This window comes from Vibrio aerogenes, assembly GCF_024346755.1.
Classification (GTDB): Bacteria; Pseudomonadota; Gammaproteobacteria; order Enterobacterales; family Vibrionaceae; genus Vibrio; species Vibrio aerogenes.
The window spans coordinates 1,635,842-1,657,644 of record NZ_AP024861.1 but is presented as its reverse complement, the minus strand read 5'-3'; the positions used below and the strand labels follow the sequence as shown (position 1 = coordinate 1,657,644).

Annotated in this window: 18 protein-coding genes and 1 tRNA gene; 6 read left to right on the top strand and 13 right to left on the bottom strand. The window is 46.6% G+C overall.

Translation table 11 applies throughout. The features are described 5' to 3' along the window. Positions 1–116: 116 nt before the first annotated feature. From OCV29_RS07435 to OCV29_RS07405, 7 genes are all read right to left on the bottom strand, one after another. Positions 117–779, bottom strand: a complete 663-nt coding sequence (locus OCV29_RS07435; RefSeq protein ID WP_139281697.1) for a hypothetical protein — start codon at positions 777–779, stop codon at positions 117–119. Between the two features lie 636 nt (positions 780–1,415). Then, entirely contained in the window at positions 1,416–4,796 is a 3,381-nt protein-coding gene (locus tag OCV29_RS07430) for a toxin VasX (RefSeq protein ID WP_139281696.1), read from the bottom strand. Positions 4,797–4,801: 5 nt separating this feature from the next. After that, a complete protein-coding gene (locus OCV29_RS07425; RefSeq protein WP_073605788.1) occupies positions 4,802–5,695 on the bottom strand; it encodes a DUF4123 domain-containing protein in 894 nt (297 codons plus the stop codon). Then, positions 5,692–7,860, bottom strand: coding sequence for a type VI secretion system Vgr family protein (locus tag OCV29_RS07420; protein ID WP_261887381.1), 2,169 nt, complete (start codon positions 7,858–7,860; stop codon positions 5,692–5,694). Before OCV29_RS07420 ends, OCV29_RS07425 begins: the two co-directional genes overlap by 4 nt. A 410-nt stretch (positions 7,861–8,270) precedes the next feature. Next, positions 8,271–9,431 carry an MFS transporter gene (locus OCV29_RS07415; RefSeq protein WP_073606163.1) on the bottom strand — a complete coding sequence of 387 codons (1,161 nt, stop codon included), beginning with the start codon at positions 9,429–9,431 and terminating at the stop codon, positions 8,271–8,273. Between the two features lie 268 nt (positions 9,432–9,699). Beyond that, positions 9,700–10,722, bottom strand: coding sequence for a tryptophan--tRNA ligase (trpS, locus tag OCV29_RS07410; RefSeq protein ID WP_073606162.1), 1,023 nt, complete (start codon positions 10,720–10,722; stop codon positions 9,700–9,702). A 252-nt stretch (positions 10,723–10,974) separates the two neighbouring features. Next, the gene (locus OCV29_RS07405) at positions 10,975–11,250 is read right to left on the bottom strand and encodes a DUF1330 domain-containing protein (RefSeq protein ID WP_073606161.1); all 276 of its coding nucleotides are present in this window, start codon (positions 11,248–11,250) and stop codon (positions 10,975–10,977) included. Between the two features lie 91 nt (positions 11,251–11,341). On the opposite strand from OCV29_RS07405, the gene OCV29_RS07400 reads away from it, so the two are divergent. Further along, complete coding sequence (locus OCV29_RS07400; RefSeq protein WP_073606160.1) at positions 11,342–12,253, top strand: LysR family transcriptional regulator; 912 nt, start codon at positions 11,342–11,344, stop codon at positions 12,251–12,253. A 32-nt stretch (positions 12,254–12,285) separates the two neighbouring features. Here the strand turns inward: OCV29_RS07400 and codA are convergent, their stop codons facing one another. Beyond that, positions 12,286–13,551: a cytosine deaminase gene (codA, locus tag OCV29_RS07395; RefSeq protein WP_073606159.1), complete on the bottom strand. Its 1,266-nt coding sequence runs from the start codon at positions 13,549–13,551 to the stop codon at positions 12,286–12,288. 251 nt (positions 13,552–13,802) lie between these two features. After that, positions 13,803–14,012 carry a hypothetical protein gene (locus OCV29_RS07390; protein WP_073606158.1) on the bottom strand — a complete coding sequence of 70 codons (210 nt, stop codon included), beginning with the start codon at positions 14,010–14,012 and terminating at the stop codon, positions 13,803–13,805. Positions 14,013–14,487: 475 nt separating this feature from the next. Here OCV29_RS07390 and OCV29_RS07385 point away from each other — a divergent pair, with 475 nt between their 5' ends. Beyond that, positions 14,488–15,312, top strand: coding sequence for a hypothetical protein (locus tag OCV29_RS07385; protein WP_073606156.1), 825 nt, complete (start codon positions 14,488–14,490; stop codon positions 15,310–15,312). 211 nt (positions 15,313–15,523) lie between these two features. On the opposite strand, the gene OCV29_RS07380 is transcribed toward OCV29_RS07385, so the two are convergent. Continuing rightward, on the bottom strand, positions 15,524–15,865 hold the full coding sequence (locus tag OCV29_RS07380; RefSeq protein WP_073606155.1) for a hypothetical protein: 342 nt from the start codon (positions 15,863–15,865) through the stop codon (positions 15,524–15,526). Next, positions 15,852–16,088 carry a hypothetical protein gene (locus OCV29_RS07375; protein WP_245796982.1) on the bottom strand — a complete coding sequence of 79 codons (237 nt, stop codon included), beginning with the start codon at positions 16,086–16,088 and terminating at the stop codon, positions 15,852–15,854. The genes OCV29_RS07380 and OCV29_RS07375 overlap by 14 nt, the downstream gene beginning before the upstream one ends. A 590-nt stretch (positions 16,089–16,678) precedes the next feature. On the opposite strand from OCV29_RS07375, the gene OCV29_RS07370 reads away from it, so the two are divergent. The 3 genes from OCV29_RS07370 (at position 16,679) to OCV29_RS07360 (ending at position 19,823) form a co-directional block, all read left to right on the top strand. Further along, positions 16,679–16,915 carry a hypothetical protein gene (locus OCV29_RS07370; protein ID WP_139281724.1) on the top strand — a complete coding sequence of 79 codons (237 nt, stop codon included), beginning with the start codon at positions 16,679–16,681 and terminating at the stop codon, positions 16,913–16,915. A gap of 36 nt (positions 16,916–16,951) precedes the next feature. Then, a protein-coding gene (locus OCV29_RS07365) for an IS3 family transposase (protein ID WP_370737238.1) occupies positions 16,952–18,507 on the top strand; the annotation gives its coding sequence in 2 pieces (ribosomal slippage) (positions 16,952–17,405 and positions 17,405–18,507; 1,557 coding nt in all). A gap of 11 nt (positions 18,508–18,518) precedes the next feature. Continuing rightward, positions 18,519–19,823: a hypothetical protein gene (locus OCV29_RS07360; RefSeq protein ID WP_073602814.1), complete on the top strand. Its 1,305-nt coding sequence runs from the start codon at positions 18,519–18,521 to the stop codon at positions 19,821–19,823. Between the two features lie 285 nt (positions 19,824–20,108). Here OCV29_RS07360 and OCV29_RS07355 read toward each other — a convergent pair. Next, positions 20,109–20,196: transfer RNA gene (locus OCV29_RS07355), tRNA-Ser, on the bottom strand. 453 nt (positions 20,197–20,649) lie between these two features. Here OCV29_RS07355 and OCV29_RS07350 point away from each other — a divergent pair. Then, positions 20,650–20,922 carry a hypothetical protein gene (locus OCV29_RS07350; RefSeq protein ID WP_073602812.1) on the top strand — a complete coding sequence of 91 codons (273 nt, stop codon included), beginning with the start codon at positions 20,650–20,652 and terminating at the stop codon, positions 20,920–20,922. 92 nt (positions 20,923–21,014) lie between these two features. Here OCV29_RS07350 and OCV29_RS07345 read toward each other — a convergent pair whose 3' ends face one another. Further along, complete coding sequence (locus OCV29_RS07345; RefSeq protein ID WP_073602811.1) at positions 21,015–21,803, bottom strand: LytR/AlgR family response regulator transcription factor; 789 nt, start codon at positions 21,801–21,803, stop codon at positions 21,015–21,017.

The window sequence follows — 21,803 nt, the reverse complement described above, 5'->3', positions numbered from 1 at the left end:
GCTGAAAAACCTGCACATTCATCCCTGAATGCGCTTCCTGATTCATTGAGCAGTTGAACGTTCATCGCGCCTGCCTCAGTGAAAATCTTGAGTTGGGAGCGTGGCACCAACAGCGCCTAAACCCGCTCATACGCCCGCAATACGGCCTGTACTTCCGGGCTTTCCCAGTCCAGCCCTTTGGCATACAGCTCCCGCACCCGGCGGTTTGCTTCCTGAAGTTGCTCACTGGGCTTCGCCCACTCAGATTCAGGGATGGGCTGGCTCCATTGAATCGCAGCTTCCCGGTGGATGTTTTTCTTTGGTAATACATCCAGCAGATATTCCATATACCAGTGCGCAAAAGGACGCAGCGAAATCAAACTCCAGAGTTGCCAAAACGGATATGTCAGCGGATTTTTCAGATGCTGCTTCACTTCACGCCAGTATGCTACCCGGCCATAGTCTGGTGCTTCGGTCTGTAATTCAGCAGCCGCTGTATGTTCCAGTCCTTTCGCGCCATGCTCCATATAATCGCGGATCAGTTCATACAGGCAAAAAGCTTCTTGCTGTGAATAAACCGGTAAGCCAATCGTAAAAGCGCGCTCTGATTCATCCGGCAACGGGCAGCGAATGCTGAGCTGGTACATACTTCGCGGGCCGACATAACTGACAGCACTGAGCTGATGGAACTCGACTGAAACCTCTTCCCACGGGATGGCTGCTAAATGATCTTGTGGCGGATTTTTTTTAGACTGGAAAAAATAAACAATCCAGGGTTTGATTGGAAAATAAAGAAGCACACATCCGATTAGAATAAAACCAAATGTAGCTATTAGCCAGGCTTGGGGTAACGTTCGTTCAGAACACAGAAGAGCCCACCCAGCCTCTAACATCATCGCTCCAAAAAATGCACAAAATATCTTCCAGTCAGAGCCTTTACTAACACCACGCCCGGAAATATTACCAAATAGACTTGGTCGGAGCTGTATATTCGATTGCCATGAAATCAACACCTTTTGTTTTTGTGAGTGAAATAATGGTGAGATATTAACTTTAGCTGATTCAACACTATCAGTAGTCAGAGTCCAAACAATACCAATCTCCAAAGGTATTGATAATAAAAAAACTGGTAACATCATCCAAATTGCTTGTGGTACAAAAAACCAAAGCAAATTGGTAATAACCAGAAAAAAAGCTATCCCCCATAAAGCTATCTGATTACGACCTGTACTGGCGCTTTGTCCTCTTATTTCAAGTAATCCCTGGGTATTTACTTTTAAGAACTTACTGATATTCAATGATAAATTTGAGGTTGCAATAGGTAAAGGTGCCAAAGCCAACTTTTCGATGCCATTCTCGCTCTCTCTTTGCCCGCAACGCAAACGCCAATATGCCATTTTAAAACTATTTTTATCTGTTTGTTGAATATCCATCCATTAACTCCATGGGGTTAAGGGGTAAGCCAGCCGTAAATGTTTAGCCGGTGACACCATCACTTCCACCATTTCAGGGAAAGCCCCCGGTGGGGTAGAAAGATCAAGCAGATTAATCAGCCAGCCCGACTTGTGCCAGTTCTCTCCGTCTGAGCTGATACTAACCTGTAATTGCAGCAAATCCAGCCCGAGCAAGGCTATCATATCACTACGCACATAAAGGTTTATCTCGCATCCTCTGGCTTTACGGATAATTATGGCTTCGCGGCTGAGTTGGGGTAACAGATTATGCCAGCTACTGCCATAACTCTGGCTGGATGGTGAAAAACCATTCAGAGCCAGCTTGCAGTTGGCTGCATCCGGTAACTGAATTTGCGGCAGAAACAACTTCAACTGAATTTCTGATTCTTCCGAACCACCTTTGTGATAATGATTATTCACCGCCTGAGTCTGTAAGGTCGGTTGCACCAGCGACGGGGAAAGCTGTTGATAGTGCTGACTCAGCGACCAGCCCTGATCATTTTCTCCCCATAGAGTATCGCTGGCCCAATCCACCACCGGCGGCCAGCGATAGTACTGCCAAAGCTTATCAAACACCAAAGTTACAGCCCAAGCCAAAACTTGCCAGCGAATCAGTATAGCTGCAAAATCCAATATAGAGCCAGTTATAGCAACATTAGTAGCACCTCTCAGCACCTTTGCCACTTGATACATATATACGACAGATTCAGTCCCACTCGCGATCGTTGCACCCAAATATGACACCGCACGTACCGATGATGATAGTATCAGGAGAAAATTTTGCTTCCATGCATGAAAGGCATCTTCTACCGCATTAACCGTTTTCACACCCAGACCAATCGTTCCCAATACAGATGCCATGGTATTACTGAATATCGTCCAGTTAGCCAGTCGACCAAGTACTGCCTGCTGATAGTTTTTTTCTCCCAACACAGCGGCTGAAGCAGCCAGCCATGCACTTCGGTATGTGCCAGCCAGAGACAGAACCGATGCGGATGCGGTTGCCGTTGAAGAAAGAAGCACGAGTAAATCTGCATCTTTCTCTTCATCTAGATACTTTTCCCATGCGTGCCATGCACTGAACAGGTAAGTGACCGTCAATACCCAACTGGCTGAGTGTTCAGCAATTTTAACCGGGCTGTACACGCCCTCCTGCACGAACATCTCCCGCAGAGTCTGACCAGCAAGATATTTTTTCCCCTGCCAGCTGCCCAGCAGGTCGTTTGCTTCACCAAGCAACCGGCTCATCGGGTATGCTCCGGCCGTGCTGACACCGATACTCACCTCCGGACCGGCATGTTGCATCATTTCATCAAACTTAGTCTGATAGGCAGCTTTCAGGCGTTTTTTCTCTGTATCAGCTGCTCTGACTTTTTCATTGTAGGCGGCACGGGCTCTGCTACGTTTTTGTTTATTATTGATTTTCAGGATCTTATTATTTTCGGTTCTGAGTTGGTGATCTAAAAGCTCTGTCTGTTTCAGCTCCAGACTCAGTGTGTGTAATTCTTCAGTCAATCCCTGTAGTGTTTTCGCTGCTCCGGCATCGGGCAATTGCCATTTGATGTCATTCACAACAAAGTTCAGGTGCATCAGTTGCTTTGTACCGTCACTCAGATTGTCCAGAGATGCTGCCAGCCGTTGATGAAAGTTCATTTTATCGCCTGAAGTTTTCATTGCCTTTGAGAGAGAAGCGACAAACCGGTCATTTTTCAGCGCCAGACTTTGCAACACACGGGCTTTAATATTCTCATCGGTGATCTGGTTCAGTTTCCCCATTTCATTCGCTTTGGCAATTTTATCTTCGAACTTCCCAATCGCTTCTTGTGCCTTTGCAATACTCTGATATTTTTTGCGGATTGACGCACCATCTTTGAAACTGATCTGCGCTTCATTTTTGACCAGATCATCATAAACCGACAGCGGGAATGAATCAGTCCCCATGTAATACTGTCCCAGCCAATCATCATCATTGTGGTTAAAAAAAGCAGTCAGAATATCTTCGGTGGTCAGTTTGATATCCCATTGTTCAGGATTCTGTGGTGAAAGATAAGCCGCCAGCATATGCCAGTGTGGTGCAGTTTTCTTTGCCAGTGCATTCAGCCTGTTTAGCTTCTCTGTCATTTCCTGACCATAAGCTTCCCATTCATCAATAAAGGATGTCATACCATCGTTATCAATCACGGTTTTTATCCCGTCTTTTCCGGCATAACCCCCTTCAATCAGCGTCTTATACCGGCCAAATACTTCACGGGTCGTGGGGGACAGTTTGTCTTTATTGAGGTCATAGTCACTGACCAGTGTGTCTTCCAGTGCTTCTGCCGCGGGGTTGGTCGTCACATAAATCGTATCACCGTTATAGTTGGTTCTTTTTTGGGTCACCCGGTTTTTCGGCTCACTCAGCGCTTCGTAATAAGATTTCACTTTATCAATAAAAGCACTTTGCTCATCTTTATCATCCAGAGAAACACCATACTGTTTCAGAATGGCTTTCGTATCCTGCTCAATATAAAAATCGATTGTTGACATCTTCTCCAGCAGTTTACCAACTTCATACCGCTCAATATTTTTATGCCCGCTGACTTCCTTATCGCAGTGATCTTTGTACTGCGTTTTCAGCCGGTTTTGCCACTCAGCCAGATCAGCAATATCCGCACAGACATCGTTCACCAGCAGCAACGCACTGTTTTTTGCGTAATCCGGCAGCACGGAAGACTGAATCACCGGCTGGGCATCCTGCTGCAAAATCGCATGTTTCAGCCAGGTATAAATGCCGTTATCATGCTCGTCCGCCGGGTCTGTGACCTGAGCAACAAAATCAATGCCGTCCGGAACCTTGTCCGTCGGGATCAAGCCTTTACAGCCCTTATCTGAATCATAACTGCTCAGGGAAGCCCGGTTCATCAGTTCAGATTGATCCGAAGAAGCATTCAGCAGTATCTCTGCCGCTTCCGGCACCAGTGGCAGAGGGGTGAACATCACTTTCACCGAACCGGTATTGGGCACGATAATTTGTGGTTTCCCTTCAGCCTTAAAATCCGCATCACCTTTAGAAAAAGTGCGGGGTGTCAGGCTCTGGTCAGCTTTCACCTCATATTCATACAGCTTATCCGGCGTTTTACTGTGAATCAGATATAACCAGCCTGCCTCCAGCGGACGAATCCCCAGCGGGATCGCTTTGTCCTGGTACAAACTGCCATTGAGCTTTTTATCCAGCTGGTCATCTTTTTCGCTGATGGCATAACGCATCGGCACCAGCTGAATGTCTTTTTTCATATGCGGGCAGAGGCCCATGACATTGGCAACATCTTCAGCAGCCTGAGCCGCCGCTGCGTTATTCGCCTGTAATACTGAATTGGTCATCATATCCCTCAACTAAGATAATCTGCGGCACAGTGCGTGCGGTTTTGAGGATAATCGCCTAACTGGTGAGCGGCGGTCTGAATCCGTTGCTGTGGCGTTTGTGCGCCGGGCTGTGTCAGCAAGCGGGCAATCTCCGGAAATTGCGTGTCATCAATGCAGGCACTGCCAAGGTAGCACCAGATATTGACAAAATAGAACATCGATTGTGAGTCCTGAAATCCATAAGCCATTGATTTATTGTATAAAGCTTGGGTGAACTGTTGGGCTTCCCCGGCGTTACTGCATAAATCCGGAAAATACTGCTGAATGTGTCGGTTCAGGTGTAACCGGACCTGACTGATTTTGGTATCAGTGAGCACTTCCAGATGCGTTTCTGTCAGCGGCAGAAGGGCTTCGTCCGACCAGATGTCTTTATCCACCTGAAACTCAGGATGGTAGCTCATCCACTGACCTGAGACTCTGTCCCGGCACCATACGGTTTCACACGGGCCGAACAGGGCTGATTTTTCGATGCCTCTGTCTGTTGTCTGAAATGCTGAGAAAATCAGTGGATCATACAAGCGGAAAATCACCGGCTCTTCCCCATAAGGCATGGCTGCAAACAAGCGGTTTTGCCAGTAGTCAAACACCGTATCAAAGTCATGGGGAGACTGAATCAGCATCGTTGCATTTTGTGTCTGTTCTGTTTCCAGAACCGGCGCCAGTGCAGAGGGCGTGGTCACCCGGACTAACAGGGGAGAGACTGGCAGCAAGTCTTCCAGAGGCGTTCCGCCAAACAACAGCATGACCGGTTGCTCTAATTCCAGCTCGATCACTTTTCTGGCAATTTCTTCTGTTTGTGCGCCATCAAGCAACGCGTAAAGAAACATGCCTTCTTTTTGGTATAGATCCGGTAAGCTCATGAATTTGCCTCTGCTTGTTTTTTACAGATCTGGCATATCCCCTGCCCCTGTTTGGCTGCTGATTTCATGGTCGCGATTTGTTTCGGCACATCCACAGAGCGCTTGGGCGTATTTAGTTTGGTCTTCGGCTTGGGTTTCTCCACATAATCCACAATCACCGCTTCCGCGCCAGTCATGCCGGTGATGTCTGGCGGCACCAGCTCTTCGGGGGGCTCCAGGGCTTCGAGGATTTTTGGCATCACCGCATCTTCGCCGCCGTAGCCGCTGCCGCTGCCTGCGCTGCCGCCGGAGTTGAGGTTAATCGCCGGGCCGACCACACTCACGCCGCCCGGATCGAGCTTGACGAAGCTGCCGCCGACTTTGATGGTGATTTCACTACCCGCCTGAAGCACCACCGAGTTGCCGCCTTTGAGGTGCACTTCTGAGCCCGCATCGAGGGTTTGTTTACCGGCGACTTTCTGGTGGAATGCTTTATCGACACTGACGGTGCGGTTTTTGGCGATTTTGATCCGCTGCTCGCCCTCAATCACCAGATGATCGGCTTTTTTGACATTGCCGAAGTGGTTATTTTCGATTGTCTCGTGGCGGTCGTGTTTAATGTCGGTGGTCGAGTCGTTTTCGATCAGGGTTTCGACATCTTTCTGCGCGTGCAGGTAGATTTTTTCGCTGCCGGACTGGTCTTCAAAACTCAGCTCGTTGTAGCCTTTGCCCTGATGCGTCTGGGTGCGCAGCACGGTTTTGGTTTTATTGGCTGGCAAGGCATACGGCGGGGTGTTGCTGGCATCATACGTCCGGCCGGTGACAATCGGCTGATCCGGGTCGCCATGAAGAAAACTGACGATGACTTCATTGCCGATGCGCGGCACGGTCACCATGCCCTGCTGGCCGCCAGCCCAGCCTTGTGAAACGCGGATCCAGGCACTGCTTTTATCGTCCGAACCGTCGTAGCGATCCCACGGGAAATGCAGTTTCACCCGGCCATGTTCGTCGGTGTAAATCTCTTCTCCCGGCGGGCCGACCACCAGCGCAATACTGGGACCATCAACGCGGGGCTTCGGCTGCGGATGCGCGCGCCAGACACTGTCGCCGGGAATTAAGGTGAACTGGTTGCTGTAGTCGGTTGCACCGCCTGAGCTGTCTTCTTCCAGCGCCTGCGGTTGACTGCCGGTGTGGCTGACCTGAACCGCCAGCCAGAGCCGGTTCATCGCATCATCATCGTGCTCTTTGACTTCAAACCGTTGTCCGGCCTGAATTTTGGTTTCATCACTTTTACCTGTAACCGTGTGAGCCGCACGACGCAGATATTCCAATCGAATTTTATTGAAAGCTTTGCCGTTACCGTCGTCTTTAAAGCGGCCGGGGAAGTCGAAATGCTCGTACATCTCTTCCTGATAATCCATCGCCGTGCCGTCTTCTTTTTGTGAGAAGTTGTAGTCCGGCTTTTTAAAGCTGTAGTCACGCATTTCAATCGAGCTGACTTCAGAGCGTTTACGTTCGGTCATCGACGAGATATAACCGTCCGGGTTCGCACCACCGGAGAGGCAGTTATACGGCGCTTTGCCGCCGAGTTTCGGGAAGCCTTTGTCGTGGTCGGTGATCACCAGCATGTGTTTGCTGTCTTCGTGGGTGAATAGATACATCATGCCTTCTTCGGCCGCGAGGCGGTGGAAGAAAGCCAGATCGTTTTCCCGGTACTGGACGCAGTATTCGCGCACGGCTGGCGTGCGTTTGAGGTCAAAACAGAAGTCGGAAATGCCCATTTCACCGAGGATGATTGAAATGATGTCCTGGGCATTTTTCTGCTGGAAGATCCGGCTGTTGCGCCGCAAAGCCAAACGCTCCAGCGACGGCACCAGAGTGATCGAATAAAAGGTGTGGTGGTGGCCGGTGTCGTGTTTGTCCAGTGCGCGGATCACGCCGTGAACCTTCTGCACCACTTTGCCGTTGCGGATCACTTCCAGCAGCGCTTTGCTGTCGATAACTTTTTTCGCGGGCAGGCTGGAACTGCTGCGGCTGGCTAAATCAATGTGATAACGGTAGCCGAAATACGGATTGCCGCTGCTGTCGACCGCGTCTGAAATGGACTCGTCCCCGTGAAAACCACGCACGACGAGGGTATCGTCACTGATCCCGTCGATGGTCAGCTTAAAATTTAGTCTTCTCATTGATTAGCCTGCTTTTCGTTGTTATTGAAACGCTGTTTAATAAAGCGGAAGAGCATTTTACATGCCGCTCACAGATTTGCGGAGAGAGGAAAATGAGTTTTATCAGTGAATTGATATTATATGAACCAACATCACATTTATTGGGCGTTCAGGTGACTTTGATGTCATTATTATGTTCCGGATAACCGTCCAAAATAACACCAATTCCACTGATTTTCTGATCAAGGAATCTGGTTCTGCAAACCGCTCAAGACATCTGTGAACGCTGAATTTATGTACGCTCAGACAGAGACATCCATGCCTTTGTCTGCTTGCTGCACCTGACCCGGATGATCAGGTATTTCACAGGATTGGTATCAGTCACCGGAAAGATAAAATATATTGATGAAACAGCGGCCGGTAGCGTCTGGTTATTTCCCGGCAACCAAATGATTTTTAGTATGAATACCAACAATAAACATATAGATTGCTGTTGTCATCAGCGTGGCAAGCAAGTAAGCCATCAAGCCTTGCTTGTTCTCCATAAAACTGTCTGCGATAACCGGCCCCGCCACCGAGCCGACACTATAGCAAAACAGCATAACCTGAGTTGCAGAGACGATATAGCTTTCTTCTAATTTATCACAGCCCAAATTGATGGCGATTGGATAGAGTGAAAAAGCGGCCATTCCCATCAGGAACAAGCTCACCGCCAACACGCCCAAATGATCACTTAAAATCACCAGCCCTGCCGCAAAGACACCAAGCAGACAAAATAATCCGATGAGCAGCGTGCGCCCTGCAACCTGAATCAAAGCCGGAATGATCGTTTGCACTGCCATTCCACCTAAAATGACTAAAGCCATTAAAATGCTCAGGCTTGTCTGAGATACGTGCCGGTGGGTTAATTCAACCGGCATCAGACCGTAGATCGCCCCCAGTGTCAGCCCGGAGACAAAACAACCAATAATAGCAGCATGATTCAGCTTTGTTATCTGTTTGAGTGATAACGACTCAGAGTGGCTATGCTGAGGTTGTTGAGTCGGCACAAACCACAACACGATGACCGATAAACTCAACATCGATAAAATGACCACAAAGGGAATACTCCCCTGAATGCCAACCCAACCGATAGCGAGCTGGCCAAGTACAGTGCCGCCATAAAGCGCGCCCATGTATAGCCCCAGACGCCGGGCACGACCCGACGCTTCTCCGGCAAGCAACCAGGATTCCACAATGACAAATACACCGGCTACCGCAATGCCCGCAATAAATCGTGCGACCAGCCATACCTGAATGGCTGGTGATAGCGGCAGAACAATCACAGTCGCAATCAGCAGGATTAAGCAGGCAATAAAGGCTATCCGGTGACCGACCTGTTTGACCACAGGCTCAAAAATGGCAGCTCCCGCAAGCAAGCCAGCATAAAACACAGTTGCTAACCAGCCCGCGTTATCCGCATTAATGCCGTATTCATCCAGCATCAATGGAATCAGACTCATCAGATAGCCAGATGCAACCGCATATAGCGTTAACGCAATCACAGGAACTTTAAATCCCGGTTTCGCGGTGAAATCAATTGTGTTTTCCACTCGTTTTACCTCCTGAGGGAATCGCGGGAAATCATAGATAATGAAACTTCGTGCATTTTTTGCCGCGACTATGAGGCTTTAGATGTGTGGAGTAAAACGAAAGATTATTATCTGAACGATAAAGAAAATTTATCGTTCAGGAATTGAAGCGATCAGCCGTATATTGTGCCTGTTCCGGCGTCATCCGGCTGATCTTTTTTGCAGATTTTATCAAGCATTTGTCTGAAGCTGATATTTTATAAAACGACCGGACACAGACATACCCGGTTCAGAAAAGGTTTAAACCAAAGATATCTTTCACACTGAAAAGTACTGCCTCTGTTTTGACTCTGGCAACCTGAGTTCCCTTGGCCAGAATGTCAGTCAGCTGGCCTTTGTCACTTAAGTACTCCGCTCTTTTTTCCCGGATCGGACGCAGCAGTTCCTGTAAACATTCTTCGAGTATTTTTTTGGTTGTGCCGTCACCCAGACCGCCCCGCTGATAATGTGCTTTCAGGTCAGCGACATAAGAAGCATCCGGGTGAAATGCATCCAGATAAGTGAAGACAACATTCCCTTCGATCGTACCGGGGTCTTCCACCCGCAGATGGTTCGGGTCGGTAAACATCGACTTCACCGCAGAGCGGATTTCTTTTTCTGAAGCACCGAGGTTGATCGCATTGCCGGTGGTTTTCGACATCTTATTTTTACCGTCTGTCCCCGGCAGGCGTGAAGCATGACTAAGTAATGGCCGGCATTCACTGAGCACCGGCTTCCCGGCGAGTGTGTTGATTTTTCTGACGATTTCATTGGTTTGTTCCAGCATTGGCAGCTGATCATCGCCAACCGGTATTAAGGTTGCGTTGAAGGCGGTAATATCAGCCGCCTGCGAGATGGGATAAGTCAGAAATCCGGCCGGTAGCGAACGTCCGAATCCTTTAGTTTGAATCTCGCTTTTCACTGTCGGATTGCGTTCCAGACGGGAAATGGTCACTAAGTTGCTGTAATACATTGTCAACTCAGCTAAAGCAGGCAGTTGAGACTGAAGGCAAATTGTGGTTTTCGATGGGTCAATTCCGACGGCTAAATAGTCTGCCACCACATTCAAAATGTTTGAGGACACCTTCGATGGATGGTTTGCGTTGTCCGTCAGCCCCTGCATATCTGCTACAAGAATGGTTTGTTCGTACTCGTCCTGCAGCCGTGTTCGCAGCTTCAGCGATCCAACATAATGGCCCAGATGTAAAGGCCCCGTGGCTCTGTCACCGGTTAAAACGACATCAGGCTGAACAGCACAATGGTTATTGATCATAAAATTATCTCCGTATAAAAAGATCGCTGCCGGAGATAAAAAGAGAACACAGTCTTAGCTACCTTCCAGCAGCTTAAGAATGTGAGAATTCCGCGCCGCTCTATTCAGAGCGCCACCAAAAAGAGAATGATGTGGGAATTGCGTGATATTTCATGTGTGCAACGTATCAGTATCTATAGCAGAAATCAATGCAGGAAGCAGGATAAAAGGCCTGCATTGCGCAGGCCTTTTACCTGAGAAAGACCGTCTTGGTTAAACCAGATGAAAATGGCTGATCATGCCTTGATTCCTGACCGGAATAAGGGCCTGATACGCTTCACTCTGATACCAGTTTTGTGCACTTTCTTGATCCGGAAACTGAATGATGGCTTTCAGCGGGTGAGCCGCTTCACCATGCAGGACCGTGACTTCCCCTTTGGCAAGAAACCGGCCGTTAAAAGGCACCAGGGTTTCGGCTGCTTTGGCGCTGTATTGCGCAATAAATTCCGGCTCAACCGGCGTCGCATCGACGACAACGAAACAAGTCATTGTTTTTTCCTCTTCTTATTGGCGTTGACTTAGCTTAGAGAGTCGTGAAATATTAAACAACAGACGAAAATTTAACGCATTGTTTAATTTTATGAACACTTACAAACTTGCTCCCCTGCTGTTGATCTTTGTTGAAGTCGCGCAAAAACGCTCTTTTACGCAGGCCGCGAAAAAACTCGGCCTCAGTAAATCAGCAATCAGCCAACAGATAAAACGGCTGGAAGAAGCCACCGGGCAACAGCTATTAGTGCGCAATACACGCGGTGTGATTTTAACCGCTGTCGGTGAAAGCTTACTGGCGCGCAGCGAACTGCTGAGAGAGCAGCTGAGTCTCGCACTGACTGAGTTAGACAGTATTAAAGAACAGCCCAGTGGCAGCTTTCGGGTCTCTGTGCCGCCTCTGTTTGATAAGAACGTTTTAGCGCCGTCGCTACGGCAGTTGTGCATTGAATTTCCGCTGATCAAGCCTGAAATTATCATCACGGGCCGCTGGCAGGATTTGATTGAGCATCATCTGGATGCAGCAATTTTTGGCGGCAATCTGAAAGATTGTCATTACCGGGCATTATCGATCGGCAAAGTGACGGAGATCTTTTGTGCTTCACCAAGGTATCTCAAACAACACGGGGAAATAGAAAGCATTGATGACCTGCCGGCACATCAGTTTATTCAGGCACCGTGGCAATATGACACGTTACCTTTGTTTGACCTCAAACAGTCCAGACAGAGGGAGATAACCATCAGACCCAGCGCTGTCACCACTGGCGTAGACGCCGTGCTGCAAATGGCTTTGCATGATATGGGCATTGCGCTCTATCCGGCGTTTCTGGTTGAGCCGGAGCTGCTCAGCGAGCGGTTAGTCCGGGTGCTGCCGGACGTCACAGGCAAAAGCTGGCATTTTTACTTTCTTCATCAGTACAGCAAGGAAAAGCCCCGCCACGTCAGCCGCTTTTATCAGTTATTTTGTCATTATTTCAATAAGTTTCATCCGGGTGGCGGTTAGGGCGTGTTGGTTTTTAGTATTCGCCCAACCCGTTAACCTCGGCTCAGGGAAACCCGCGCTTCAAACTCCGCTGGTTTGCGTGAGACGAGGATTTTGCCTTCCCGGACTGAATACAGCACTTCACTTTGTTTTTGGATAACCTCAACATCATTTTGACCTGCCAGAATGATAAAGTTCGCCGGTTTTCCGGCCTCAATGCCGTATTGATCGGCAATGTTTAACGCTTTTGCACCATTTTCTGTGATCAGATCAAGCGCAGTCGCCAGATCTTCATAACCCATCATCTGACAGGAATGTAAGCCAGAATCTAAAACACGGAGTAATTTTCCATTGCCAAGGGAATACCACGGATCCTGAATTGAGTCCTGACCAAAACAGACATTTAACCCCGCTTCACGCAGCTCTTTGACGCGGGTTATACCCCGGCGTTTGGGGTAGGTATCAAACCGCCCCTGAAGATGAATGCTCTCCGTCGGGCAGGAAATGAAGTTTATCTGAGATTTTTTCAGTAAACGGAAAAGCTTAGAGCAATAGGCGTTATTGTAGGAATGCATTGCGGTGGTGTGACTGGCTGTTACACGTGCGCCCATGCCCTTCTCTAACGCTGTCGTGGCCAGCACCTCAAGAAACCGGGAGGCATCATCATCAATTTCATCACAATGAACATCCACCAGCTTATGGTGTTTTTCAGCCAGTGCCATCAGCCATTCAACCGACTGCACTCCATATTCGCGGGTGTATTCAAAATGTGGAATACCACCAATCACATCCACCCCATGAACAAGCGATTCCTCCATCAGCTTTGTGCCATTGGGAAATGACAAAATTCCCTCTTGCGGGAAGGCGACAATTTGCAGGTCGAGGTATGGGGCAATTTCCGGTCTGAGTTGATGAATGGCTTTGAGTGCGACGAGTTCCGGGTCGGTGATATCGACATGCGTCCTGACGTGCTGAATACCATTTTCTATCAGCAACTCCACTGTTTTTAATACCCGTGACTGCACATCTTCATGTGTCAGCATGGATTTTCGCTCCGACCAGCATTCAATCCCTTCAAACAAAGTGCCACTCATATTCCAGCGCGGCTCCCCTGCCGTCAGGACCGCATCTAAATGTATGTGCGGCTCAACAAATGGCGCACAGAGTAAATTTCCCTGAGCATCAATCTCTGTATCGGCAGCGGCAGACGTCTTTTCAATCATACCCGCTTGCCGGGTGATGGACTGAAACCGTCCCTGATCGCACCGGATGGTGTAGTACCCTTCTTTTCCTCTTAAACAGGCGTTGATCACGTTCATTACGCAGCTCCTTCGCATGATTTATTCGTATCATTTCTTCGCATGATTGTCTCATTCTGAGATGCAATATTTCAGAATAATCCCGCCATCCACTATACCGCTTTTTACGGGGCAGTTGGTACAGCGGAAGATGGAGACAAAACAGGAAACGCTTTGTTTATCATATAAAAAGAATCGTACAAAAAGAATCATACAAAAAGAGCCACCTCAGCCGAAGTGACTCTGAATTAACTTAGTTTCGAACAATGGGTTTATACCGGCGTATTTTCCGGCGCCGGAACCTTGTTTGCATATGCTTGACCTATCGAAGCATGAATGGTGATCAGCTTGTTCAGATAAAGCAACACCTCACGAACATCCGGGCTTTTTTGGTTCATATCGTTCAGATAATCCTCAAGCTGAATCAGATATTCGCGGGATTTCTGCGAAAGGTTGGGATCATAAGCGATTGTTGCGGGCATAAGTGCCTCCGTGTGAAAGAAAAAGAAATCACCACTCAGAGGTACCAAGAATGGGTGGTGAACTGAACAAGGTTGGTACTACCGCTCACACGGACGCGGCGCGCTAAAAGCGCCCATTGTCCAGCCCACCATAATTTGAATGTAAAATGACTGAATTTCAGACAAATCAACAAAAATAAGATGTGCCAAAACACATATAAAAAAACCAGCAAAAAAGCTGGCATTTATATGCCGTGTAAAAATATAGCGGGGTACCAAACCCGTCACCGGATTTTGCCGGTGAGCAGGTAGGATAATCCTGGTGAAGTTGGGTGTCAATTATTGGGAACAGGCGGGTTGATGGAATATCTGAAAACCCAGAAATCCGAACGGAGTTATCAATATTCATTTGATCAAGCTATAAAAGCTTGTTTTTATTGCTATTCAACAGCAAACTTATCAAAAAATTATAACCAGCCACAAAGAGATACATAAAATGAATATAAACACAAAGCTCATCCTGTCCGCATCCCTCTTATTTTGTTCACAGTTCTCATTCGCTTACGATGATTACTTCGATTTTAACGGCGATGGCGTGTTGTCCATTCAGGATATTGAAGATCTGGATGAAGCCGGCATGCTCAGCTCAGAACGGTTAGAAACCTTATTTTTAAACAGCGCCCCCGAACATATGTCGCAGATAGTCAGCCCCGGAGATTTTCTGGCTGAAGGTGAGAGCCGCGAATATCAGGGCTATCCGGTTGGCCGTATCAATGCTCCCGTCACCAATGATGTCATGAATCAGCTGTGGGGCGGAAAAACCTTTTATAAACAAAGCAATGGCGCGGTCCGGCTCGATAACAGAGCATTGCCTCTGATCCAGAATTTACTGGATGGCGTTTCGGATGTGGCTTCCCCCTTACCGCTGCTCGGTGGCCTTCTTGGCGGGGTTGTTGACGGCGTCTCTGATGTATTATCGATTGATGCAGTTGATGCCGATGTCTATAACATTCCATCCAGTGCAATGGACGCTCAACCCACCGTATTGCTGGATTACAGCAGCAGTAAAGCGGCCATCCTCAGCGGTATTCGCGATGAAATTCGTCTGATCGATCCTGCAACACATTTATACATTGGCCGGGCTAACATTGAAATTGGCTACGGCACACTGGAATATGCTGAAACCGTCGGGCTCATCAACACCATCAATACCTTGTTGATTAACGGCAACAATTGTAAAGAAGAGATGGGTGGTGAATACGTGAAAGGTGAAAGCTGCTTTGCCCTGTGGTTCTTCCTGCAACCGAAAGCCGAAGATTGAGTTACGGGTACTGGCGGATCAATAAAAACATGAATTGATATAGAAAAAATGCGCTCCAGATTCTGCCGAGCGCATTTTTATCAGAATTGATTGTGACAATGCCCCATCCGTTAAATTATTTCAGTATCCCTAACTGCTGACCCACACGAAGTGAATCAAAAGGCTGAGCATACTGGCTTTGCATATGTCGGATCTGGTTCATATCCAAACCCTAAACATATTGCTGGTAATCAGTTTCTTGAATCAACGCAAGCAATGCATTTCTTTTCTCTTCTGAAACACTGGCTGAAGCTTTTTTTAACGTTTCTTTCTCAGCCTTAGAGCAAGCATTCCGGTTATCCAGAGAGATAAACAGGACCACATTTTTTTTCTGTTGCAGATTCAGTTGACTGAACCACGGCGTCACAGGAAATGGTTTCGTATTTGATTTCGCAATGTCGCTGCACTCATCCAGTCTTTTTCCATAAGCGGCAAGTGAGGCTTCAAAGCTGGATGAAGCACAGGCTGTCAATGAAAAAACAGAACAAACAAATAAAACTTTACAAAGACGCACCAGACACACACCTCCAGAATTCACCTTCATCACCATTCATTTGCCATATCAGAGGCTCAGCGACGTAATGAATCCGATCTTTGATAATTGAGTTAACCGACTTTAAAACACGGGCAAACTCTACCCAGTCATACCCGCCGATACTTATCATCCGAACCGGGGCTGATTCCTTATCTAAAAACAGGTTAAACAAAGGCACAGCACCGACAGAATATGCCATCATGTTTCCCTGCTCCATGATATACCGGATCTTTTTTACGGCTTCAACGGATTGTGAAGAGAGTTATAAGTTACTGATAGAGCAAGATCCAATACTAGCCAAAATGATATCCCGTCAAGAATTGAAAAATCGAATATTGCCAACAATAGGATTGCATTGCAATGAATCAAGTTTAATAATTAAACAGATAACGCGCTGTAAGCGATTCTGAGCGGGTTTAGTGGTGAGTTGGGGCAATGGGTCTGGGGTCAGTGCTTTGAGCGTTTTTAAACGGGGTTTAAACGGGTTTGGGCATCAATAAACTGATTCGATTGAATGCGTTTTGGTATATTGCTGGCAAATTAATGCCAAAGCTTTTTAGACCCAACGAACTGACTGTCTAGCGAGCATTGCAATAGGCCAAATGAATCTAATCTATGCTTTGGACGCTAATACGGAAACTTTCCGCAGTTCTATCCCGAAATTATCTTTCGATTCACACGACAAATTGATATCAGTTGTATCTCATAATGGGTGTCTGCAACATAGACGGAATGCAAACACGGAAAAATTTCGTCTATAAAGCGTTAGCTCTATAGTGAAAACGGGGAATTTTGGAAGTTGGTGGTAGCGCAAGAGAGTTTGCGAATTGGATTGGTGAAATAATCAGGTTTGATTTATCTGAAAATGAAGATAGTTATGTGTTTTCAAGAGATTCACTTGGTCAAGATTTCAATCTTGAAATTGAAAAACACAATATTTTAATTGGGGTTCAGCGTATGAGGATAACAAATTCTACCTTTAGAGGAGGTGAACCTTCCCCCCTCTGTCAGAATAGTTGCCACTGTTAAAAATTAACCAGTCATAGGGGAGGTTAAAGAGGAATGATGACCCGCTATTCACCAGAAAGAAAAGAAGCGATCCTGAAAAAAATGTTACCCCCACATTCACTTTCTGTCGCTCAACTGGCAAAAGAAGAAGGGATTTGTGAAGCAACCCTGTACAATTGGCGAAAAGCATTCAGAGAATCAGGAGTCGTTTTGCCAGACAGTCATACTTCATCTTCACAATGGTCCGCACAAACCAAACTGGCCGTTGTTGCCGACACCCTTTCTATGACTGAAGCAGAGCTCAGTCAGTACTGCCGTGAAAAAGGCCTGTACCCTGAGCAGGTTCATCAGTGGCGCAGTGAATGTATGCAGGGCTTTATGTCGGCTAAAGAAAGGGAAGCGGAAGCGAAAAAACAGGCAAAGGCCGATAAACAGGAAATCAAAGCCCTGAAAAAAGAGCTGCGACATAAAGAAAAAGCACTCGCTGAAACTGCAGCTTTACTGGTGCTGAGAAAAAAGCTCAGAGCCTTTTACGGGGAAGATCCCGGGGACGACTGACCTCAACCGAAGACAGGAAAAGTCTCATAGCACTGATCCATGAAGCCTGCCAGAGTGGTTGCCGGTTAATCAGAGCCTGTGATGAAGCGCAGATTGATTTACGGACTTACCGCCGCTGGTATCAGGGTGGAAAGGTTCAGGCCGATCAAAGACCACAGGCATTGAGACCGGCGCCGGTCAACAAGCTTTCAGAGCAGGAACGAAGGGCGATTATCGACATCTGTAATACTGCAGAATATGCCAGTCTGCCGCCCGCGCAGATTGTTCCGGCCTTGTTGGATAAAGGAGAATATATTGCCAGTGAATCGAGTTTTTACCGGGTCTTAAAAGCAGCAGGACAGCTGACCGGGAGAGGTCGCCAGAAGAGCCGACAAAAAGTTGTAAAACCAACGAGTTATACTGCGACACAGCCAAATCAGGTCCACACCTGGGATATCACCTATCTGCCTTCAACGGTACGTGGTCAGTTTTACTACCTGTATCTGATTGAAGATATTTACAGCCGGAAAATCGTGGGTTATGAGGTGCATGAAACCGAATGTGGTGAGTTGGCGTCAGAATTATTGCAACGGACAGTGTTCCGGGAAAAATGTTTTCAACAGGCGTTGGTCCTGCACTCAGATAACGGCAGCCCGATGAAGTCCCTGACACTGAAAGCAAAAATGGAAGAGCTTGGCGTGCTCTCTTCTTACAGCCGTCCGCGGGTGAGTAATGATAACCCTTATGTGGAATCGCTGTTCCGGACGTTGAAATATATCCCGCAATGGCCATCAAATGGATTTAGAAGTCTGAACGATGCCAGAGAATGGGTAGAGCGATTCGTTCAGTGGTATAACACGGAGCACAAACACAGTGCGCTCAATTACGTGACGCCAGATGAGCGTCATCATGGAAAAGACAAACAGATTTTAGAAAACCGCAAACAGGTCTTGATGTTACACCGAGAGGCGAATCCAGCGCGCTGGTCAGGAAATATCAGGAACTGTGAGCCAGTTGGTAAGGTTGAATTAAACCCGGACAAAACACCAGAAATTGACGAAGAAAAAGCAGCTTAAATATTAAGCAGATGATGACAACTATCTTGAAAAACACCGCTTCTTCGGCAAATGCGTGTGTTGGGAGCAATGGTTCTCCTAGTTACGTTGAATATGCAAAAGGCTTCTCTAAAGCGGCTAACTTAATTATTGATCAAGCTCTTGACCGTGAAAATACACATTTTCATGTAGATGACATGGTATATCCTGCATGCTTTAATATGAGACATTCGGTTGAGCTAAGGTTAAAAGGTGCAATCGAAGACCTTGAAGTTATTGCTAAATGGAAAGGGCGTCGAATTGAATTCAACTTGGTAAGTTCCCATGATATCGGTAATATTTGGGCGTTTTTTAAACAAGAATCAGAAACTCTAGATATTCGTTATCAAGCGCTCAATGAAAAAATTAAACCTACCATATTAGATATCGCCGATGTTGATGCAACAGGTCAAACGTTCAGATATGCCGTTGATCGAGAGAGTCAGAGGCACTTAACAGATGTCGCTATCATCAACTTTAATGTTTTAAAAGCTAAGTTTACCTCACTGGAAAAAGAGCTTGATAACTTACTCTTCCTTACGGAATTCCTCAGAGAGGAATACTCCCTAAACACATTCACAACAAAGCTATCACGCCAACAATTATTCTCTTTGGCAGATGAACTTCCAAATATTACTTCATGGAGAAATAATTCTTTTAAAGAGACTAAAAAGAAACTCATGGAGCAGTTTTCTTTGGGAAGTCGAGACCTCAGTAAAGCAATAGACATTATTAAGTCTAACTATGAATTAAATCATAAAATAGACTCTCGCTTACCTCTCAAAGGTATAGATGAGTATGACTTGATTTGGTTCTTAGACTTTTGGATGGACTTACATCCAGAGATATTATCTCGACAAAGTAAAAAAAGTGGCTTGGTTAAGCTTGATGTTAACTCAGCAATGGAGTCGTTAGAGCGTAGTGCAAAAGTTAAGGCAAAGTTTTGGGAGAATATGAATGGTTACTTAACGCCTGAAAGCTTGGCTGGTTTAAATGCGATATTCTATTTTGCTCGTGATAAGCAATTTTCTGAAAGGTATGTTACCTTTTACGAAAATGAGCTGAAAGAATCAACAATGTACTTCAAGGAAGATAGCAATAGTGTGTGGAGGAGTATCATGCACATAGCTGATAAGAAAAACTTTTTTGATAACTTAGTTATGAGCTTATTTTTCTTGTATTATGACGACTTAGCAGAAGAATTAATCGAAATTTATGGTGTAAGTGATGCATTTAATTGGTTAGATAAAGCAAGAACAAGAGAGCTGTTTTCTCTCCCAGAGTTAGCTGGGTACTAATGTAAAAGCATTGGAGGAAGCATCAGGCTATAATAGTCGAATTGCCGCGGTATTTGGACAGGTTGATGCAAACTAAACAGTCATACGAAAAATACCCAAATATCTAAAGTAGCGAAGTCACTGACACAGAAATTTGCACACTACCGAAAGCTTTAGCTGGTACGTCTTGAGTCGCGTAAATTGGGAAAAGACAAAGTTTATCATTTTTCGCGGCGGGCTACAGCGGGCTAGAAAAATTCAGCCCAATACGACAAAACCCCGGCAATTCTGCCGGGGTTTTTAATGTGGCGGTGAGTGAGAGATTCGAACTCTCGATACGTTGCCGTATACACACTTTCCAGGCGTGCTCCTTCAGCCACTCGGACAACTCACCAAATCTGATTGTGGTTAGCCGTTGCGGGCTAACGAGGCGGTAATTTAATGATTCTTGCTGGTCAGGTCAAGGATAAAAACCAGAAATATTGATGTTTTAGTGCTAAATGGTCACAAATTAACTTCCACTGTCATGATTCGGATAAAAAACCAGCAACACTATCATCAGGATGGCGGACTTTGACGCTCAAAAAACATCAAACTCCCTTTCTTCCGGGACAACGACAAGCCCCGGTGGATATGGTGAATAAGCGGCCAAAAAATGCTGAATTGACATAAAAAAATATAATTTTATCCCGGCGATGACATTACCATCACAATTCCCACGGTAGGATGTACCCGCAGTGAAGCATCGAATCATCCGTTGATGACGTTGCATCACTGAACAGGCAATAAGAAAATTTCCATTGATACCTGGCGTATCATCTATGTTGTATTTATGAGGAAAGAAAAAATGAAAAAGATTCATCTCATGCCTATTGGTCTGACTGCGGCTTTGTGTCTGGCTTCTGCCACAGCATTCGCGGCTGACTCAAACCAGCACACATCCAATAATGGTCAATCCTATTCTTACTCTTACAGTTACGGGCAGCAAAGTTCGAACAGTAATTCTGACAGCAATCAGTCTGCAAATGGCAGTGAGCAGTCTTATTCTTACCAGAACGGCACCAACGGTGACAGCAACAACTGGCAGGACATGCTGAAAAAAATCATGGGGTATTTTTAAGCCACTGAACCGGTGATTTTCACCTGCATATATTTACAGGGCTGTTGCCCTGACAAACGGTCGCCGCATCCATCAGGCGGTGACCGTTTGATTCAGAAGTTATGCAGAAACTTCCCCTGCATTGCCCGGCTGACCGGCAACTTCTGCCCGCCAATGATGACGGAAATTTTCCCGGATATATCACGCTTGATTTTTTCTATTGCAGCGACATGAATAACCGTAGAGCGGTGAATTTGCCAGAACTGTTCCGGATCAAGCTGGAGCAGCAGCTCTTTGAGTGGTGTCCGCAACAAAAATTCTTCTGTCTCCTGTCCGTTTTGTTTATATAACGACACATATTTATCTTCAGCTTTAAAATACAGGATATCAGCGGTGGCAATCAGATGTATCTCCTGCCCTTTTTGTACCCGTATCCATTTCAGATATCCCGTCCCGGATGGCGCAGATAATTGCTGAAGCTTATCAATAATAGCCTGAATATTTTTCTGTGGGTGGTCACTGTGAAGACGTTGCCGGACCTTATCCACACATTGCATCAGACGGTCTTCATTCAGAGGCTTGAGCAGATAATCAATCGCGTTGGCTTCAAAGGCCTGCACCGCGTATTCATCATAGGCGGTGATAAAAACAATCAACGGCATGTCGTCCGGTTGCGTCTTTTGGAGCTTTTTCGCCAGTGTCATGCCATCCATTTCCGGCATTTTGATATCGAGAAACACAATCTCCGGCTGCAAACGCTGAATCTGATTCAGTGCCTGTATGCCATCTTCACAGCTGGCCACAACCTCCAGCTGTGGCCACACTTCAGCCAGCATTTTATTCAGATGATACCGAAGCAGTGGCTCATCATCAGCGATAACCGCACAAACCGGATGGTTCAT

Bases quoted from the DNA above. Each gene is read 5' to 3' on its own strand.
- codA (WP_073606159.1), bottom strand. From the start codon at position 13,551: ATGAACGTGATCAACGCCTGTTTAAGAGGAAAAGAAGGGTACTACACC.
- OCV29_RS07430 (WP_139281696.1), bottom strand. From the start codon at position 4,796: ATGATGACCAATTCAGTATTACAGGCGAATAACGCAGCGGCGGCTCAG.
- OCV29_RS07385 (WP_073606156.1), top strand. From the start codon at position 14,488: ATGAATATAAACACAAAGCTCATCCTGTCCGCATCCCTCTTATTTTGT.
- OCV29_RS07400 (WP_073606160.1), top strand. From the start codon at position 11,342: ATGAACACTTACAAACTTGCTCCCCTGCTGTTGATCTTTGTTGAAGTC.
- trpS (WP_073606162.1), bottom strand. From the start codon at position 10,722: ATGATCAATAACCATTGTGCTGTTCAGCCTGATGTCGTTTTAACCGGT.
- OCV29_RS07390 (WP_073606158.1), bottom strand. From the start codon at position 14,012: ATGCCCGCAACAATCGCTTATGATCCCAACCTTTCGCAGAAATCCCGC.
- OCV29_RS07405 (WP_073606161.1), bottom strand. From the start codon at position 11,250: ATGACTTGTTTCGTTGTCGTCGATGCGACGCCGGTTGAGCCGGAATTT.
- OCV29_RS07345 (WP_073602811.1), bottom strand. From the start codon at position 21,803: ATGAACCATCCGGTTTGTGCGGTTATCGCTGATGATGAGCCACTGCTT.
- OCV29_RS07375 (WP_245796982.1), bottom strand. From the start codon at position 16,088: ATGATGGCATATTCTGTCGGTGCTGTGCCTTTGTTTAACCTGTTTTTA.
- OCV29_RS07425 (WP_073605788.1), bottom strand. From the start codon at position 5,695: ATGAGCTTACCGGATCTATACCAAAAAGAAGGCATGTTTCTTTACGCG.
- OCV29_RS07420 (WP_261887381.1), bottom strand. From the start codon at position 7,860: ATGAGAAGACTAAATTTTAAGCTGACCATCGACGGGATCAGTGACGAT.
- OCV29_RS07350 (WP_073602812.1), top strand. From the start codon at position 20,650: ATGAAAAAGATTCATCTCATGCCTATTGGTCTGACTGCGGCTTTGTGT.
- OCV29_RS07360 (WP_073602814.1), top strand. From the start codon at position 18,519: ATGATGACAACTATCTTGAAAAACACCGCTTCTTCGGCAAATGCGTGT.